13 protein-coding genes and 5 pseudogenes are annotated in these 15,895 nt (G+C 60.8%); 8 read left to right on the top strand and 10 right to left on the bottom strand.

Annotated features, from left to right (window positions below; all coding sequences use genetic code 11):
* Window positions 1-24 precede the first annotated feature (24 nt).
* Window positions 25-252 (bottom strand): hypothetical protein, encoded by a 228-nt coding sequence (locus tag NKJ89_RS27555; RefSeq protein ID WP_023762563.1) that lies wholly within the window; start codon window positions 250-252, stop codon window positions 25-27.
* 87 nt (window positions 253-339) lie between these two features.
* On the opposite strand from NKJ89_RS27555, the gene NKJ89_RS27550 reads away from it, so the two are divergent.
* Together NKJ89_RS27550 and NKJ89_RS27545 are read left to right on the top strand one after the other, a co-directional pair.
* Entirely contained in the window at window positions 340-522 is a 183-nt protein-coding gene (locus tag NKJ89_RS27550) for a hypothetical protein (RefSeq protein WP_023762564.1), read from the top strand.
* 27 nt (window positions 523-549) lie between these two features.
* A complete protein-coding gene (locus tag NKJ89_RS27545) occupies window positions 550-903 on the top strand; it encodes an ATP-dependent DNA ligase (RefSeq protein WP_352607191.1) in 354 nt (117 codons plus the stop codon).
* Here NKJ89_RS27545 and NKJ89_RS27540 read toward each other — a convergent pair whose 3' ends face one another.
* The 5 genes and pseudogenes from NKJ89_RS27540 to NKJ89_RS27520 all read right to left on the bottom strand — a co-directional run bounded on the left by NKJ89_RS27540 (window position 904) and on the right by NKJ89_RS27520 (window position 4,098).
* The gene (locus tag NKJ89_RS27540) at window positions 904-1,203 is read right to left on the bottom strand and encodes a DUF1236 domain-containing protein (RefSeq protein ID WP_031261239.1); all 300 of its coding nucleotides are present in this window, start codon (window positions 1,201-1,203) and stop codon (window positions 904-906) included. It lies immediately after the preceding gene.
* Between the two features lie 857 nt (window positions 1,204-2,060).
* Window positions 2,061-2,899: pseudogene (locus tag NKJ89_RS27535) on the bottom strand (IS630 family transposase); the annotation flags it as partial.
* A pseudogene (locus tag NKJ89_RS27530) lies at window positions 2,842-3,009 on the bottom strand (IS91 family transposase); the annotation flags it as partial. The pseudogenes NKJ89_RS27530 and NKJ89_RS27535, both read right to left, overlap by 58 nt.
* Before the next feature lie 346 nt (window positions 3,010-3,355).
* A complete protein-coding gene (locus NKJ89_RS27525) occupies window positions 3,356-3,514 on the bottom strand; it encodes a hypothetical protein (RefSeq protein ID WP_023762570.1) in 159 nt (52 codons plus the stop codon).
* Window positions 3,514-4,098 (bottom strand): hypothetical protein, encoded by a 585-nt coding sequence (locus NKJ89_RS27520; RefSeq protein ID WP_352607176.1) that lies wholly within the window; start codon window positions 4,096-4,098, stop codon window positions 3,514-3,516. Before NKJ89_RS27520 ends, NKJ89_RS27525 begins: the two co-directional genes overlap by 1 nt.
* Before the next feature lie 250 nt (window positions 4,099-4,348).
* Here NKJ89_RS27520 and NKJ89_RS27515 point away from each other — a divergent pair, with 250 nt between their 5' ends.
* The 5 genes and pseudogenes from NKJ89_RS27515 to NKJ89_RS27495 all read left to right on the top strand — a co-directional run.
* Window positions 4,349-4,714, top strand: a complete 366-nt coding sequence (locus NKJ89_RS27515; protein WP_352607174.1) for a hypothetical protein — start codon at window positions 4,349-4,351, stop codon at window positions 4,712-4,714.
* A gap of 416 nt (window positions 4,715-5,130) precedes the next feature.
* Window positions 5,131-7,050 carry a DNA ligase D gene (ligD, locus tag NKJ89_RS27510; protein WP_502904165.1) on the top strand — a complete coding sequence of 640 codons (1,920 nt, stop codon included), beginning with the start codon at window positions 5,131-5,133 and terminating at the stop codon, window positions 7,048-7,050.
* A gap of 183 nt (window positions 7,051-7,233) precedes the next feature.
* Window positions 7,234-8,203, top strand: a pseudogene (locus tag NKJ89_RS27505) (ArdC family protein).
* Window positions 8,200-8,567 (top strand): annotated as a pseudogene (locus NKJ89_RS27500) (DUF2958 domain-containing protein). Before NKJ89_RS27505 ends, NKJ89_RS27500 begins: the two co-directional pseudogenes overlap by 4 nt.
* 172 nt (window positions 8,568-8,739) lie before the next feature.
* Window positions 8,740-9,125, top strand: a pseudogene (locus NKJ89_RS27495) (ParB/Srx family N-terminal domain-containing protein); the annotation flags it as partial.
* 19 nt (window positions 9,126-9,144) lie between these two features.
* On the opposite strand, the gene NKJ89_RS27490 reads toward NKJ89_RS27495, so the two are convergent.
* From NKJ89_RS27490 to rocF, 3 genes are all read right to left on the bottom strand, one after another.
* The gene (locus NKJ89_RS27490) at window positions 9,145-9,621 is read right to left on the bottom strand and encodes a Ros/MucR family transcriptional regulator (protein ID WP_352607170.1); all 477 of its coding nucleotides are present in this window, start codon (window positions 9,619-9,621) and stop codon (window positions 9,145-9,147) included.
* A gap of 1,280 nt (window positions 9,622-10,901) precedes the next feature.
* Window positions 10,902-11,957, bottom strand: a complete 1,056-nt coding sequence (gene ocd / locus NKJ89_RS27485; RefSeq protein WP_352486194.1) for an ornithine cyclodeaminase — start codon at window positions 11,955-11,957, stop codon at window positions 10,902-10,904.
* Between the two features lie 2 nt (window positions 11,958-11,959).
* On the bottom strand, window positions 11,960-12,892 hold the full coding sequence (rocF, locus tag NKJ89_RS27480; RefSeq protein ID WP_352486195.1) for an arginase: 933 nt from the start codon (window positions 12,890-12,892) through the stop codon (window positions 11,960-11,962).
* 140 nt (window positions 12,893-13,032) lie between these two features.
* Between rocF and NKJ89_RS27475 the strand changes: the two genes are divergently transcribed.
* On the top strand, window positions 13,033-13,473 hold the full coding sequence (locus NKJ89_RS27475; protein WP_031261243.1) for an Lrp/AsnC family transcriptional regulator: 441 nt from the start codon (window positions 13,033-13,035) through the stop codon (window positions 13,471-13,473).
* A gap of 413 nt (window positions 13,474-13,886) precedes the next feature.
* Here the strand turns inward: NKJ89_RS27475 and NKJ89_RS27470 are convergent, their stop codons facing one another.
* Window positions 13,887-15,071, bottom strand: a complete 1,185-nt coding sequence (locus NKJ89_RS27470) for a site-specific integrase (RefSeq protein ID WP_352486196.1) — start codon at window positions 15,069-15,071, stop codon at window positions 13,887-13,889.
* Window positions 15,072-15,895: the final 824 nt, after the last annotated feature.

Here is a 15,895-nt window from a genome sequence, read left to right as displayed (position 1 = left end):
ATCGGCAGGCTTCCCTGTGGCGGCTTACGGTTTGATACTGGGGGAAGGCGATTTCATCATCACGCGCAATTGCATCTGATCGATAGTTGCGACTATGGCCGCAGCAATCGCTTCCGCCTCATGGATCAGCTCCGGCCCATAGAGCCCGTTGACCACCTCTTCGCTCGGCAGCACGCCGGGCGGGCAGTGCTCCTCGATTGTACGCCGGATGAGCGTCAACGCTGCCCGGCATTCGTCGGTCTGGATCTTCATAACCAATGAAACATGCATTGAAGCTAAAATGTTCCGGAACCGATTGCCGATCTTGTGGCTTAAATCGCGGTTTTGTGATTCCTGTCCATGCGTTTGAAGTTCGTCGCGCTTTTGATGCCGACCTTGGTGGAGAAGCCTCCGGAGGGCGATAGCTGGATTCACGAGGTCAAGTTCGACGGGTACCGGTCACAGCTTATCATCGATAAAGACGGCACCAGGATTTACACGCGCAACGGCCACGACTGGGCGGCGAAGTATCGCGACCGGTAAACAAAGAGCCTCGGCGCGGAAAGCGCCATCGTCGACGGCGAGATCATCGTGTTTAACGAAGCCGGCCTGTCCGATTTCGGCGAGTTGCGCAAGGGGATCACCCGCCGGCAGCATGACCTCTCTTTCGTCGCGTTCGACCTGGTGCACCTCAATGGACACGATCTGCGCGACATGGCGCTGGAGGAGCGGCGCGAGATCTTGGTCAGCATGATCGAGCCGGGCGGGAGCATCCAGTTCAGCGAACCTCTGCCGGGTGATGCAAAGGCAATCTATCACCTGCCCTCGAGGCCGGCCTCGAGGGCATGGTCGAAGCGGCGCGACAGCAAATACCGGAGCGGGCCGTCGAGCCACATGGGCGGCGGGGGTTCAGCGAAAGGTTAGTCAGTCGTAAACCTTGATGATCTTGCGAGTGCCTGGATCCACGAGAACCGTCCGATTGTCGATCACGACATAGCGGTATTTGACGTTGGGCACTTCATGCAACTCGACTGTGTCGGGCAGCGCTGTGCCGATATTGAGTTCCACGCCGGGAACCTTCAACGATGCCAACGGCTGCTTTTTCACATACTCATGGATGACTGTATCCTGTTCGGGCGTAATGATCACGTCCTGAGCAGCGACCGCGCCGACACCAGCGAAGAGCAACAACGCCGCAGCGGCGCCCGCAAGATGCATTCTCATGATTTTCTCCTCTTGCGGCCGGCGCACCACGACATCGTCCAAGCCGACCTCCAAACCGAACTTGGGGCAACGTCAAACGTTCCGGGTTGAGGCTTCGGTCGGGCGGGGGGGTAGGACTTAAGTCTGAGCCCAAAACGCAATGGTCTTACCCATGATGTAGCGTGGAACAGCTTGCTTCCAACGTTATTGTTTCTCCGGAAAGTTCGGAGAAAACAGATGGATAGAAGTGTTAGCCAGGCTCGCTGGTTGCTCGCACCGCTGTTCGCGACCGCCGTCACCTTTCTGGTGATAGGATTCGCGCTTGGCTGACATATTTGCAGATCGGCGCAGCTACGTCCCTTCCTGTGCTGACAGGGTTCACGGGCCGCACTGCGGTTGGCGAATCCTCAATTTGTAACGGGTGCAAGGCCTGCCTTTTCCGGCCGCGCGCCTTAAGAGTTGGTACCATTAGAGTTGTGTAACACTGGAGGCTTTCTATGGATCGGCGATCCTTCTTGACAGCAATGTTTGGCATTGCAGGGGCAGCGGCCTTTGCAAGCGCGGTTCGGCCTATCGACGCAGTGGCAGGTGTTCCAGGGGCCAAAAGCGGCATTCTCGATGAACTCGACGCGCCAGACTCACCGACCTTCGATGACGAAGGTACTCAGGCGGAAGTGGAGCCGGTCTACCATCGGCGCTACGACGACCCTTATTACGACCCAGATTACGGCCACTATCGCCGCCACCACCGCCGGCGGGGCTGGAGAAGGGTCTGCCGTAGTTACTGGCGACATGGCCGCCGGCGCGTCAGGTGCTACCGCAGGCGGGCCGGGATCGTGTTTCGGTTCTAGTGGCTCTGCAGGATTATGACTCTTTGCCGGATAGGCTTTAGCCATTTTGGGGCGGGCCTGTTCGGTTGAGAACATCCAATTGATGCGGGCGCCGCTGTTATTTCGCTGGTTTTCCCACGCGGCGACCTCGGCAATGGGGCTGTCACGACTTTCGATGCGGCGGTCGAGGCACTGACTGCGCCGGACGCCGATCTCGATCTCGACCATGTTGAGCCAGCTGGCGTGCTTTGGCGTGTAATGGAATTCCAGCTGGTAGAGTGCGGCGGGCGTGTGGGTCGACAGATTGTCGAGGACGACGCGGATGCACTCGGCTTGCGGATAATAGATATCGGCAAGGTCGCGCATGCAGTGGGCAAAGTCGTGAGCGGCGCGCCGCTCGGTGACTTTCACCTTGCGCCAGGATCGGTGGGCATCGAGGAAGACGAACAGGTTGGCAGTGCCATTGCGTTTGTATTCGAAGTCATGCCGCTCCAGCCTTCCCGGCGCGGCCGGGATCGGCTGCCGCACTTCGCCGATGAGCTGGGTCGGGCTTTCGTCGAAGCACAGGACCGGCCGCTGTGGATCCGGCGCCTCGGCGTAGAGGTCGAGCACATCCTCCATGCGCGCGACATACTCGGCGTCGACCTTGGGAATGCACCACATGTCCTTGCGCCAGGGCTTGAGATCGTTCTCGGCCAACGCCGACGCACCGTCTCGCGCGACAGCTGTTCCTGGTCGGTCAATTTGACGAAGGCGTCGGCCAGCAACTCCAACCATTTTCGGCACGCATGTTGTTTGATGCCATCCACGACGCGGTAGGCTGACGGGGCTTCGGATCGGCGGCGATCGTCAGCATCGTCTCCGATGCCGCCTTGAACAGCACGTCGTAGACCGCCGCCTTGTTCTGGAATGCGATGTCGGCGACCTCGGCGGGGAGCGTGAATACGACGTGGAAGTATCCGACCGGCAGCAGGTCGGCCTCGCGCTCGGCAAGCCACCGAGATCGAGCACCGGCGTGTATTCGCCCGTGCGGCGCCAGACGCCTCGCACTTTTCCATTCTCCCGATCCCGCCTCGGATCGAACATCAGCCCCTCGAAGTGATCAAGGAACGCCTCTGCCGATGCGGCATCGCTGAAGCAATGGAGCCGATAGGTTTCATATTTGCGGTTCGGCCATATCGCCTGTACATAGCGCGTCTGGTGCTTAAGCCCTCGTTCCTGGCAGAACTTCGCGATCATGGTGAAGTTCCGGTCGGTGCAGAGATCATCCGGCAGCGCAATCTGGTGCGGCCAGTCGCGGTCGATCACCGATGGCGTCGGTGAGCCCCGACTGCGTTTGACCACTATTCGAAATGCATTGATTGGCCGCGCATCATTGCCAGCGTCAGCGCGATTGCGGGATTTGCCGGCGGCTTCTCCATATGCAAGGTGCCGTCGAAATCACGCCATGCCGCCATGCGCAATTCATCATCGTCATCGCTGGCCGCCGGGTCGGGGGGCATCACAGGGGTCCCGGTCGATCTCGATTGTCCAGTCCTTGAGCGCTTTGCGAGCATCTCTTCGACCTGGGCAAGGTCGCTGGTGAAGAGGGGGATACGGTCTCCAGCTCCGAAAGCGGCTCAACCCGGTCCAGGGTCGGCCGCTCGGGAACCCAACCGAGAACGAACGCAATATCGAAATCGATCTGGCGGTCCGGGCCGCTCGTGATCTCCAGCCGCTTGACGACGTCAGGATAGAGCTGCTTCCGTTCTGGCCAGCTATCTGGAACCGCTTCGGCTTGCAGCTTCGTCCGAGGAACGTTGATCAGTTCCATGACCTGATGGTGTGGAACTTCCGGCCATCCAGCACAACATGCGGTCACCGCGGCCTTGTCGGCCTCCATCCAGACTGTGGCGGTCTGATCTTCGTCCTCGGTAGGCTTGTCGTCTTCAGGAAAGCCTTTGAAATCCCAGCCTTCCAACGCGAACAGTCCTTCCGCGCCTTGCAAAGCCATAATGCCGGCGCGTTCAAATACTGCTTCGGCTGCCGCGATTCCACGTGCGAGCTCTTGGGGTGTTGCGTCGTCAATGTTCAAGCGAAGTTCCATGGTTCGCCTCCTATAACCTAATCCTGCCGATGCGAACAAAATGAGAACAAAGAATCAAGCGTCCCCTTGACGAGGGAGGAATATGTTCCTTATTTCAGCGTGATCTGGAGCAGCAAGGGGACGGGCCCGGCGTCAATCGCGCTGGCCGGCGACGCTATGGAAACAACCGCGGAAGACAATTTTCGGATCGAGGTCTGGGAGCGCGAGGAGCAGGCTTTGGCAGAAACCATTTCGCTCCCCCGATTCAACGGTGAGCCAGGCAGCCTGGCAGGCCGCCATCCGGCGCCGCCCGGGCATGCTGCTGATCCACTACAACAGCCGACATGTGATGGAGAAAATCCTGACACCAGGCGAGGTCAAGATCCCACCGCAGGCCATAGTCGATGGCAGCGTTCACGCGGGCCTGGATGTGGCGCTCGGCGATCTTCGCGAATGGCATGTATTGCGGGCTTGGTGCAGATCGTGTTCGCACCATGCAACGGTGGAGCCAGCCGGCCTCATTGAGCGCTGTGGAAAAGGCGCTCTGTTCAGTTCGGTCGAGCGAGCGCTCTTCTGCACGAGTTGTGACAGAGGCGGGCCTGTCAGGTTGGAAATTCACAAGCTGCCACGCAATTGAGGGGTGAAGGGATCCACGACCTCATCGATTTCGTCCAGGCCAACTCGGCTCTGGTTTGGGACAATCCGATCTCGGTCAGCGGCCGGACTGTCGAGGGCCGGAAATCCCGCGCCATCTCCGCGGTCGGCGTCGACTAAAATATGCGGACCACCGCGGACGGGGACAGTCGGTCCCGCGTCCCGTCCTGCGGCCGGCGCTATGCTGACGCTCCTACGGCTGTCCCGTTCACCGCCCGCGGCGGGGGCGAATTTCCTCCGTCCTGCGCGCGACAATGGTCCGCTGTTGCGGCCGCGCGCAGGACTGCGGCTTATACGCCGTTCTTCCTTTGAGCGCCGACAGTCGCCGGCGCGGGATGCTTGGGCATGGAACCGAATCCCGGGCAGGGTATTGAATCGGACTATGTATCCGAGTTCCGCATGTCGGCTGTAGACGGCACCCTCAGCAAAAGCCGCACACGGCGCAGAGACTCAGAATCTGTCCCTCCATATCGGCTCCCGAAGTTTCGTCCCTTCCAGCTATGCACGCTGACAGATCACATACCGGTGGGCGAGGATTGGCTCTTCGAGATGAAGTTCGACGGCTATCGTGCCCAAGTCGCCATCTCCGGCTCGAATGTCGTCGTCTATACCCGCAATGGCCACGACTGGACCCGACAGTTCAAGGTCATCTTGCCGCCGCTTCAGAATCTGACCAAAGGCGCGGTTCTGATCGATGGTGAGATCGTTGCCATCGACAGCCAGGGCCGTACGAACTTCTCCATGCTGAAAACCGGCATTGCCGCGGGTATGCTCCTCAAGTTCTACGCCTTCGATCTGCTTGAATTGGATGGCGAAGATCTGTCGAACCAGCCGCTCCTCGAACGCAAGGCGCGACTTGAGTCCCTGCTGGGCGCGCGCCGCCCTGACGACAGCCTGCAATTCTCCAGCCACATCGTCGACCAAGGCAGAAGGGTGTTTGACGCCATGTGCCAGGGCGGTCACGAAGGCGTCATCGCCAAGCGCGCCGACAGCCCCTACGTCGGCGAACGCACCTGGAGTTGGCTCAAGATCAAGTGCACGAAGCGACAGGAATTCGTTGTCGGCGGCTATCGCCCAAGTGACACGGGGCGTGGCATGGCATCGTTGATCCTCGGCACTTACGACAATGGCCAGCTCATTTATCGCGGCCGCGTCGGCACGGGGTTCACCGAGGCGATGCGCAAGGACATCCTCGCGAAGCTCGAGAAACGCCGTGTTGAGAAACCGGCTTTCGCCTCCGTTCCGAGAGACATTGCCCGACGTGCCAAATGGGTGAAGCCCGAGCTTGTTGCAGAGGTTACCTATGCCGAAGTGACACCGGACGGCAGCTTGCGGCATCCAAGCTTTGAGGGCATGCGCGAAGACAAGCGGGCCGACCAGGTGGTGATGGAAATGCCGAAAACGCCGGCCCTCGATCCGGGAATCGGCAAGGAGATCGCCGCTGCTGTCGGCGTCAAGCTGACGCATCCAGACAAGGTCATGTATCCAGGCACCAAGGTGACCAAGGCAACGCTCGCCGCCTACTACGCCGTGGTCGCCGAGAAGATGCTGCCGCACATCCAGGATCGGCCGCTGTCGCTGGTGCGCGATACCGACGGCGACCTGCAGCAGACCTTCTTTCAGAAGCACAGACTGCCAGGCATGCCCAAGGCCATCCATGACGGCCAGCTGGAGAAGATGTCCGGTAAGGAAAGCCGCATCTTGTGGGTCGATGACCTGGCTGGGTTGATCGCAGGTGTCCAGATGAACGTGCTCGAATTCCACATCTGGGGAAGCCGTCGCCAGCAGCCGGATCTGCCGCACCGCATGATCTTCGACATCGACCCCGACGAGGCCTTGGGCTTTGCTGCCGTCAAGCAGGCAGCCCTCGACATTCGAGGCATTCTGGAAGCGCTTGGACTGCAGTCGTGGCCGTTGCTGTCCGGCGGCAAGGGCGTTCATGTGGTCGTCCCGCTCCTGCCGAAGGCAGACTGGGACGAGGTCAAGAGCTTCTGCCAAGACTTCGCCGAACTGCTGGCCCGCACAGATCCGTCGCGCTTCGTCGCCAACATGAGCAAGATGAAGCGCAAGGGCCGAATGTTTCTCGATTACCTGCGCAACGGCCAGGGCTCCACTGCAATCTGCCCCTGGTCGACTCGGGCACGCGCGGGGGCGTCGTGCGCGGTGCCCGTCAGCTGGGATGAGTTGCCCACCTGCGAAAGCGCCAACGGTTTCGATGTTTTCGCCGCCGCCGCGCGGGCTCAGTTGCCCGAAGCCTGGGAAGGATATTTCGACGTCGAACAAACGCTTACCGACCGCATCCGCCACGCAGTCCGGTAGTACAACGATACTAGATGGTCAGCGACATTTGCTGATTTGGCGCGGACCGCCTTTGCCCCAAGTTCGGGAGCGTTCCCCTTCAAGGCCCCGGCCACGCCCTCTAGAGTGAGAGTACGGACCGGTTTGCCGTGACGGGTTGAGAGCTGGAGGAGAGGCCTCCGGGGCCCGTCGCGGAGAAACGCGATGTCCAGACATTACGCTCGCGCCGGCGCCGACCGGACAAGCCTCTATGACGATATTACGAACAAGATCATCGCCGAGTTGGAAGCTGGGCACTTTCCCTGGGTGCAGCCCTGGGGCACGGCGGCGACGCAAGCATCCCTCGCCATGCCGGCCAATGCCGCCTCTGGCCGCGCCTATTCGGGGATCAACGTGCTAATCCTGTGGGGTGCGGTCGTCGAGCATGGCTTTCCCGTCCAGGGCTGGCTGACTTTCCGCCAGGCGCTATCGCTGGGCGGCCATGTCCGCAAGGGCGAACACGGGACCACCGTCGTCTATGCTGACCGCTTCATCCCTGACGACGAGAAGAATCGCGCGCGGGAGACCGGCGAGGCAGCCCAGGCGATACCGTTCCTGAAGCGCTTCACCGTGTTCAACGTTGCGCAATGCGAAAATCTGCCCGACGATCTGGCGGTGTTTCCGCCCGCACCAGAGCCCGGACTGATCGAACCGGCTGTCGACGCACTGATCAAGGCGACAGGGATCGATTTCCGCATCGGCGGCAATAGCGCCTATTATGTGCCGGCGCGACTACGTGCAGGTGCCACCTCCGCAGGCGTATTTCCAGACCATCGACTGGCACCGCACCGCCCTGCACGAGCTTGGGCATGCGACCGGCCATCCCTCCCGCGTCGGCCGTGACCTCGGCGGCGCCTTCGGCACAAAGCAATATGCTTTCGAGGAACTGGTCGCCGAAATGAACGCGGCCTTCTGCTGCGCCTCGCTAGGTATTGTGCCGACCGTGCGCCACGCCGATTACCTGGCCTCCTGGCTCGAGGTCCTGCGCGAAGACAACCGCGCCATCGTGCGTGCCGCCTCCCAGGCCAGCAAGGCGGCCGACTGGTTGCTCGCCTTCCTGCCGCAACCTGACGGTGCAGCCAGGGCAGACCGGGCCGACGTCGATGAGGCCGAGATCGAGAGGAGGGCGGCATGATCGTTCTCACCGAGGAACTGCGCGTGCCTGCTCGCTACAGCCGCGGGCGCGACGCCGAACACGTACCGGTCGTGAAGTTCTTCAATCCACTCGGCGAAGGAGCCTGACTCGCAATCGCGCTGGATGCCGATGGCGACACCATGTTCGGTCTCGCCGATCTCGGCTATCCGGAGCAGGGCAGTTTCTCGTGTCCTTGAGATGACTTCGATCCGGCTGCCCTTCGGCATGGGCATCGAGCGCGACATCCTCTTTGGCACCGACCTGCCGATTTCGGTCTGGGCAGAGGCCGCCCGCCGGGTCGGAAACCTTCGCGAGCCGAACGCATCTCTACCACGCCGCCCAGCATGGCCGGGACGGCAAGTGAGATCTCACCTTGAAATCCGCAAAGCCGCAGATGCGCAAAGTCGTGTCTGCGGCCCTGTCCCCCTCTGGATCTTCGGTGTGCGGCGCAGTCCTCGTGAGAGGGCTGCGCCCGTCTTTTTTGACGGGGTTGGAGGTCGAGAGAGTCTCGGTCGCCCCGTCGCGGAGATAATCCCATGGCTACGCCCAAGCAGACGATCACCCTCAACGCTTCACGTGACCTCCCCTTCAACAAGCTGATGCTGAGCCAGTCCAATGTCCGGCGCATCAAGCGCGGGGAAACGATAGAGGACCTCGCCGCGTCGATCGCACGGCGCGGCCTGCTCCAGAGCCTCAACGTCCGGCCGTGCTGGATGGCGAGGGTAACGAGACCGGCATGTTTGAGGTGCCGGCTGGCGGGCGCCGCTATCGCGCGCTGGAACTGCTGGTCAAGCAGAAGCGCATGATCAAGACCGAGCCAGTTCCCTGCGTTGTCAGCGACGCTCACAGCGCGGTCCCGATCGAGGAGGATTCGCTGGCCGAGAATTTTCAGCGCGAAGATTTGAACAGAATGCGGGCTTTTGTGCAAAATAGCCCGGATGTCAGGTTGTCTTGATGCCGATCTTGCGGCGCTTGGCCGGCGCCGGCAACGTTACGGGTTCAGGCTCTACGGCCTTCCGTCCCAGGCCGATCGCCTTCGCCATCGCGGATCGCACCGCGGCATAGTTCGGCGCAACCATTGGGTAATCGGAGGGCAGGCCCCATTTCGCTCGGTACGCATCTGGCGTCAGATCGTAGTGGGTGCCTAAGTGCCGCTTGAGCGATTTAAACTTCTTGCCGTCTTCCAGACAGATGATGAAATCGGGCGTCACCGATTTCTTGATCGGGACAGCGGGTGTAGGCTTCTCTTCCGCTTTGGGTGGGCGCGCGCCCTGCAGCTTGCTGATCGCCTCATAGGTATCGGCAATTACGCGGGCGAGTTCCGCAACTGGAACCGGGTTATTGCTGACATAGGCGGAAACGATGTCAGCGGTCATCTCCAGCAATTCCACGTCGGACTCGATAAGATCTTCAGGCATTTGGCCGACCTTTCATCTGCTCTTCAGGTGCCGTAGCCCGATCTGCGTCAGCAGCCTCGCTACAGCAAAGCGCACCAGGTGCACAAGACAAGAAGTTACGATGGAACGCGGCTGGCGCATGGGTCAGGAAACTCTGCATGAACCAGTTCGGGCGCGGCACCGCACAGCAATGAAGGTGCAAGCGCAATTGGGCAGGAGGGCGGACCCGCCATAATCCGTCGTGCGCTGGCAATTCGCCGGGAGATTGCGATCGACGAATCCAAGCGGAAGGTTATGGAGAAACTGCCAACGGAGGCGGTGCGTCAAGGCTACGCGGTCCACGAAAATTTCGGGCGCAATAGGTGATCGCAACCAACCCCTCCGCCGCTCGTTGACCTATGCCCGAATTTTGAAATGGTGCGGACGCGGAGCCCTGCCTGAGCCTGGCCCGACCGAGTGATGCCCCCATCTCCCGATCGAACCGCACCGCGTCCTTGTGGTCGGCTTACCATGCCGTCAACGCCCGGGAAACGTCGCGTAAGGTAAAATGCCGGTGAACGATGAGCGCAACCAGCCCTCCGCCGCTCGTTGACCTGTGCTGGGTTGATTCCTAGCCACTCCAAGACCCGCCCACCCATGCTTATGTCGGGTGTGGGCATTTTTGATCACATTAGCGGAATCTAATATTTAGCGACTGGTTTCTCTGGCGGCAGCACCCCTCGCTGCTGGTCAAGGTGCGCGACCCTTGGCCGGGCCCGCCTTTGCCCCGAGCTTGGGCGCGGGCCTACTCTCGGGCTTCCGTCGCCGGGCGTTTGATTCAGCCGTCCAATCCAAAATTGTGCCAGCCTGATCTTGCAATCAACTGCTCTGCCAAGATACCAAGCCGGTGCTGGGTAGATCCTAGCCAGTCCTAGCTATGCCCGTCAGCCGAAAGGTTGGCGGGCTTTTTAATCGAATGTTCACCGGTGCCAGTCATCATTACGGAGCGGCTATGTTACAATACCGCCCTACAAAAGCCCGTCGCTTTCCCCCGAAGCGACGGGCTTTTTGCATGGGACGACCACGCAGATAGGGATTGCCGCGAGCTGCCAACGCACGGAACCGGCCGTGCCTCTTGTCGTGGAACCTGATGGGCACGGGGGGTCGGCGCGTGTGTACGAAGGCCACCAAGCCGTCGACCTCGACATGGAGTATGCCGATGGTCTCGTGGTCTTCCTGAACGCTGTCGACCTGAAACGTAGGGTCGCCCGTGGTGACCTCTGATGGGAACCATACCGTCTCTGCAGTTTTAAGCGAGCCTTTTATGCGGCCGGCTTCAGGGCTGCCCTCAGCAGCATGCCGAAAAGGTCGCGTGGCTCGTCGGGATCGGCCAGCAGATCGAGCTCCTCGTAGAGACCGGTCGCTTGCAACTGGTCGCGCACATAGCGCAGGGCCGAAAAATCCTCGATCGCGAAGCCGACGGAATCGAACAGCGTGATCTGCTTGGCGTCTCTCCGGCCTTGCATCTTGCCGGCGATTACTTGCCAGAGTTCGGTCACCGGATGGTTGAGATCCAGCTGCTGGATCTCGCCCTCGATGCGTGTCTGCGGCGGGAACTCGACGAAAATCTCGGAGCGCAGCAGGATGTCCTTGTGCAGTTCGGTCTTGCCGGGGCAATCGCCGCCGACGGCGTTGATGTGGACGCCGGAGCCGACCATGTTGTCGGTGAGGATGGTGGCGCACTGTTTGTCGGCGGTGACGGTCGTGATGATCCCGGCACCTTCAACCGCTTCCTGCCCGGATGCGCAGATGGTGATGTCAAATCCCATGCCAGCCAGGTTCTTCGCGCATTTCCGCGAGGCCGATCGATCGATGTCGTAGAGCCTGAGCCTGTCGATGCCGGTCAGCGCCTTGAAGGCGATCGCCTGGAATTCCGATTGGGCCCCATTGCCGATGATGGCCATGGTGCGCGCGCCGCCCGGCGCCAGATACTTGGCCGCGACAGCGGATGTGGCGGCGGTACGCAGCGCCGTCAGTATGGTCATCTCGGTGAGCAGCATCGGGTAGCCGCTACCGACATCGGCGAGCACGCCGAAGGCAGTCACCGTCTGCAAACCCTGGCGCATGTTCTTGGGATGGCCGTTGACATATTTGAAGCCATAGAGCCGCCCATCGCTTGTAGGCATCAGTTCGATGACCCCGTCATGGCTGTGCGATGCGATGCGAGGCGTTTTGTCGAAAAGTTCCCAGCGACGGAAGTCTTGCTCGATGTAGCCGGCGAGCTCGGTCAGGAAGCGCTCGACGCCGATGGCGTTCACCAGCTTCATCATCCGGTCGACGCTGACGAAGGGGACGATGTTCAACTTTGCCGTGGCCATGATCAAAAGCTCCCGGAATGGCTGCGGGTGGGGCGGTCCATGATGCGGCGGCCCATCAGGCTCGCCGTCAGGTCGACCATCAGCGTCGCGGTTCGGCCGCGCTCGTCCAGAAAGGGATTCAACTCGACCAGGTCGAGGCTGGAGACGAGGCCGCTGTCGGACAGCATCTCCATCACCAGATGCGCCTCGCGGAACGTCGCGCCGCCGGGAACCGTGGTGCCGACAGCCGGCGCAATGGACGGGTCGAGGAAGTCAACGTCGAGGCTGACATGCAGCAGCCCGTCCTCTGCAGATACCCGCGCCAGAAAGGCGCGCAGCAGCGGCGCGATGCCATGCTCGTCGATGGCGCGCATGTCGTGCACGGTCACGCCCGCCTGGTTGAGCGCGTGGCGCTCGGCCGGGTCGACACTGCGCAGGCCCATGGTGCAGATGCGCTTGGGATCGACCGCAGCCGGCAGATCCGGAAAATAGCCGCTAAAACCTGGCTGGCCGCTGGCGTAAGCGAGCGGAACGCCGTGCAGATTGCCGCTGGCGGTGGTGTCGAGCGTGTGGAAGTCCGGATGCGCGTCGAGCCACAGCACGAACAGCGGGCGTCCGGCTTCGGCAGCGCGGCGGGCTATGCCCGATACGGTCCCGGCGGATATCGAATGGTCGCCGCCGAGAAAGATAGGCATGGCGTCCTCGCTCGCGGCATAGGCGGCGTGAGCAATCGCGGATGTCCAGGCTGATATCTCGGGCAAGGCCTTCAGTGCCAAATTGCCATGCACGACGCGCCTCGCCGGAGTTGCCTGGACGGCCCCCATATCCTCGACAGCGTGGCCGAGGCCGGACAGCACTTCAGCAAGTCCGGCCGTCCTGAGCGCACTTGGCCCCATCTCACATCCCATCCTGCCAGCGCCATCCTGCACTGGCGCCCCGACGATTCTGCAACGCATTGTCTTGTTTTCCCGCTGACCAAGTTCGAATGACCCGCGAGGAGATCATGGCGAGCCGGCGATATGAACAGGCAGAATTGGCAATTCGAAAAGCATTGTTTATCGTAATAGCAGCGAAATTGACCAAAATGGTAATCCCGATGGATGCGCTGGACGAACGGCTCGTGACCTTGCTTCGGCATGATGCGCGGCGCAGCGTGTCTGACCTCGCCGTCGACCTCGGCGTCTCGCGCGCCACAGTCAGGGCACGGATGGAGCGGCTGGAGCGATCCGGCGACATCATCGGCTACACGGTGGTGCTGCGCGCCGACGCCGTTGATCAGCGCATCCGAGGTATCATGCTGATTGAGATTGAGGGCCACGCCGCTGACCGCGTGGTCCGGGCGCTGGGCGGCTTCCCTGAAGTCTCGACCATCCACACCACCAATGGCCGCTGGGACCTGGTGGTCGAGCTTGGGACCGCATCACTGACCGATTTCGATGCGGTGCTGCGGCGCATCCGGCTCATAGCCGGCATAACGGGCAGCGAAACTAGTCTGCTCCTGGCGACGCCGCGCACGACCCGGGCACGACTAACATAATATCCGATCAAGGCCGACTGTGCGGGCGAGTGAGATGCAAACCAGCGCTTCTAACGATGCAGAGCTTCTCGGCCGGCCAGTTTCTGTTCGCCGTGAGCCCGACCGAATAGGGTAGGACGATAGCCGCTCACAGCTAGCCAACCTCACAGATCAACGCAAGCTCATCGCCGACAACTCCGCCACGCTGATGCGGGTTGGTGACGCTGGCAGTCCTAAGACCATTGCTGGATCTTATAATGCCCAGCGATCCGGAGGCCGTATTCGATCTCGCCTCTCACTAGGCTGCCCTCGCAACTCGGATCGTGTGCAGGGTTTCCGCTTGATATGCGAATATCGACGCAACATCTTCCAATCCTTGTGCCCCGTGACCAAAGCGACTTGTTCTATCGTGAAGAACCTTTTGACACTCACATCTATGCGGCGCGCGCTGCCAACAGCGCGTGGAGAGCCTCCGGCTTCAGATGGGTGTAGCGCTTCAACATTTTCCAGTCCTTGTGCCCAGTTACCAGCGCAACTTGTTCGATCGTGAATCCGGCCTCGAAAAGCCGACTCGTTCCTTCGTGCCGCAAATCATGAAAATGTAGGTCGTGGATGCTCAGGTCAGTGCATCCCCGACGGAAGGCGGTGCCGACTGACCTATGATTGAATGGGAAAATTCGATCATCGTCGTTGCTACGCTTTGCCCGCTGCTCCTCGACAATGGCCCAAGCATCGTATCCAGTTGCCGCGAATAGCGGTATGCGCTGATTGTTGGCGTTCTTGTTCCGAGGGTCTTTCCGATCACGGATAAGAAGCATCCGCGTGCGAGATTCCAGGTCGGACCAACGCACCTTGCAGATCTCCTCCTGGCGCATCGCGGTTGCGACGGCGAAACGTATGATCTGGCTAAGCGGAGCAATTTGACGAGGGTTTGCATCGAAGTGACCGATGAGCCTGTCGAGTTCATCCTGCGTCGGCCGTCTGTCGCGCTGGTGGCCTTTCCCAATGAGGCCAAGTCTCTTGAGGGCGATACGCGCGAGATCGACTGGTTCGACCTTGACGGGCAGGCCGTGAACTGCAGCGGCATGAGCCAGAATGAGTTTTATAGAGCCGATGTCGATACCGAGAGTCATCGGTCCGGCGCCTTGGTCGGCCCGGTCCCGACCAAAACGAATGAGCCGTTCGCGATCCAGGGCTACTATTTTGCACTTCCCCAGATGTCTTCGGAGCATATCGAGGGCTGCGGCCTTGGAGCGGCGAGGGGACTTGCCTACATCGCACATGTCGTCGATATGAAGGTCGAGGAGTTCGCCGAAGGTTTTCAGGCGCGCTATACGGGACTTTGTCGGCGTCTCACCGCGATCGACTTGGCGCTCGGTTTCGGTTGCCCAGCGTCGTGCGTCCTCAGAAAGGTCTCGCTGGCGTAGCGACCTTTGCGACGGACTTGCACACGCCAGGAGCCGGACGAGAGTTTTGTGTAGGTGGCCATTTTTTCGTGTGCGCTCCGTGTGCACTGAAAGATCGAAACGTGGCGAAAAGGGTCGTATTCTGGCGTAAAGTGGCGTGGCCGCGCTTGCGTCTACCAAATTGATGTTAAAGAAAAAATGCTGAAAAATCAAGACCATAGCCTGGCTATTGCACCCATGCTGGATGGGGCGGAATAGTAATAAAATCCGATAGTTACGAGATGTTGCGTGCAAAAATCGCACACGTTCTGCTTCCCTTCTTTTTCGTTCCCCCGACGGAGCCGCCGATAGCCCTTTTCGGACGCTCTTCTGCCGACGATATTGACCGCGCCAACGCGGATGTCCGCCGAGATATCCGTGACCTTCATTGTCCGCCGCCGCGTTCGGTTTGCCTAGGGGTTCTTGGTTCTTGGAAGCTCTTCGAACTTTCTGTCTTATTCCTCCGGCCGAATTGCGCGTGCTTATGAAAGAGATTGGGACGCCCGGTCACGCTGTGGGACAAACGTGATCATCGGAAACGTTCGCTCGCCATCGGGGGTTCGAGTCGGGAGACCGCTTCACCGCGAGACCCACTGCGGCAGGTCGGCCTCTGAGTGGCAAATTGAAAGGAACGCCGACTTTTATCCACCCTGCCGTCGCGTGGTGGCACGGAAAGCCGGCTCCACGAATATCCAGCGTACTTGTCGGGCCTATCGGTGTCCGTTCAACGGCGCAGACTACGCACCTCCGCGGCGAATGTGCAGTCGATACACGCACGGCGGGCAACTACCTAGGGATAGTCGTCACGGCGCGTCCACACCACGGGGGGAGTCGGAGGCCCGCCACCCCGTGATAGCCCGGGTGGCGGGGCAAGCCGCTAGGTCCGGTCTCAGCAGTCCGCTTCCAACCACAGCCGAAACCCAAACTGAGACCCTACCGCCGGGGGCATGACTGGACGGCGAAATACCGCTCCTTGGTCCGGGCTGCCGCAGGGATCG

It is taken from the genome of Mesorhizobium sp. M0047 (assembly GCF_040323315.1).
Classification (GTDB): domain Bacteria; phylum Pseudomonadota; class Alphaproteobacteria; order Rhizobiales; family Rhizobiaceae; genus Mesorhizobium.
Note: the sequence above shows the minus strand (reverse complement) of the source record. Positions and strands in the feature narration are given on the sequence as shown.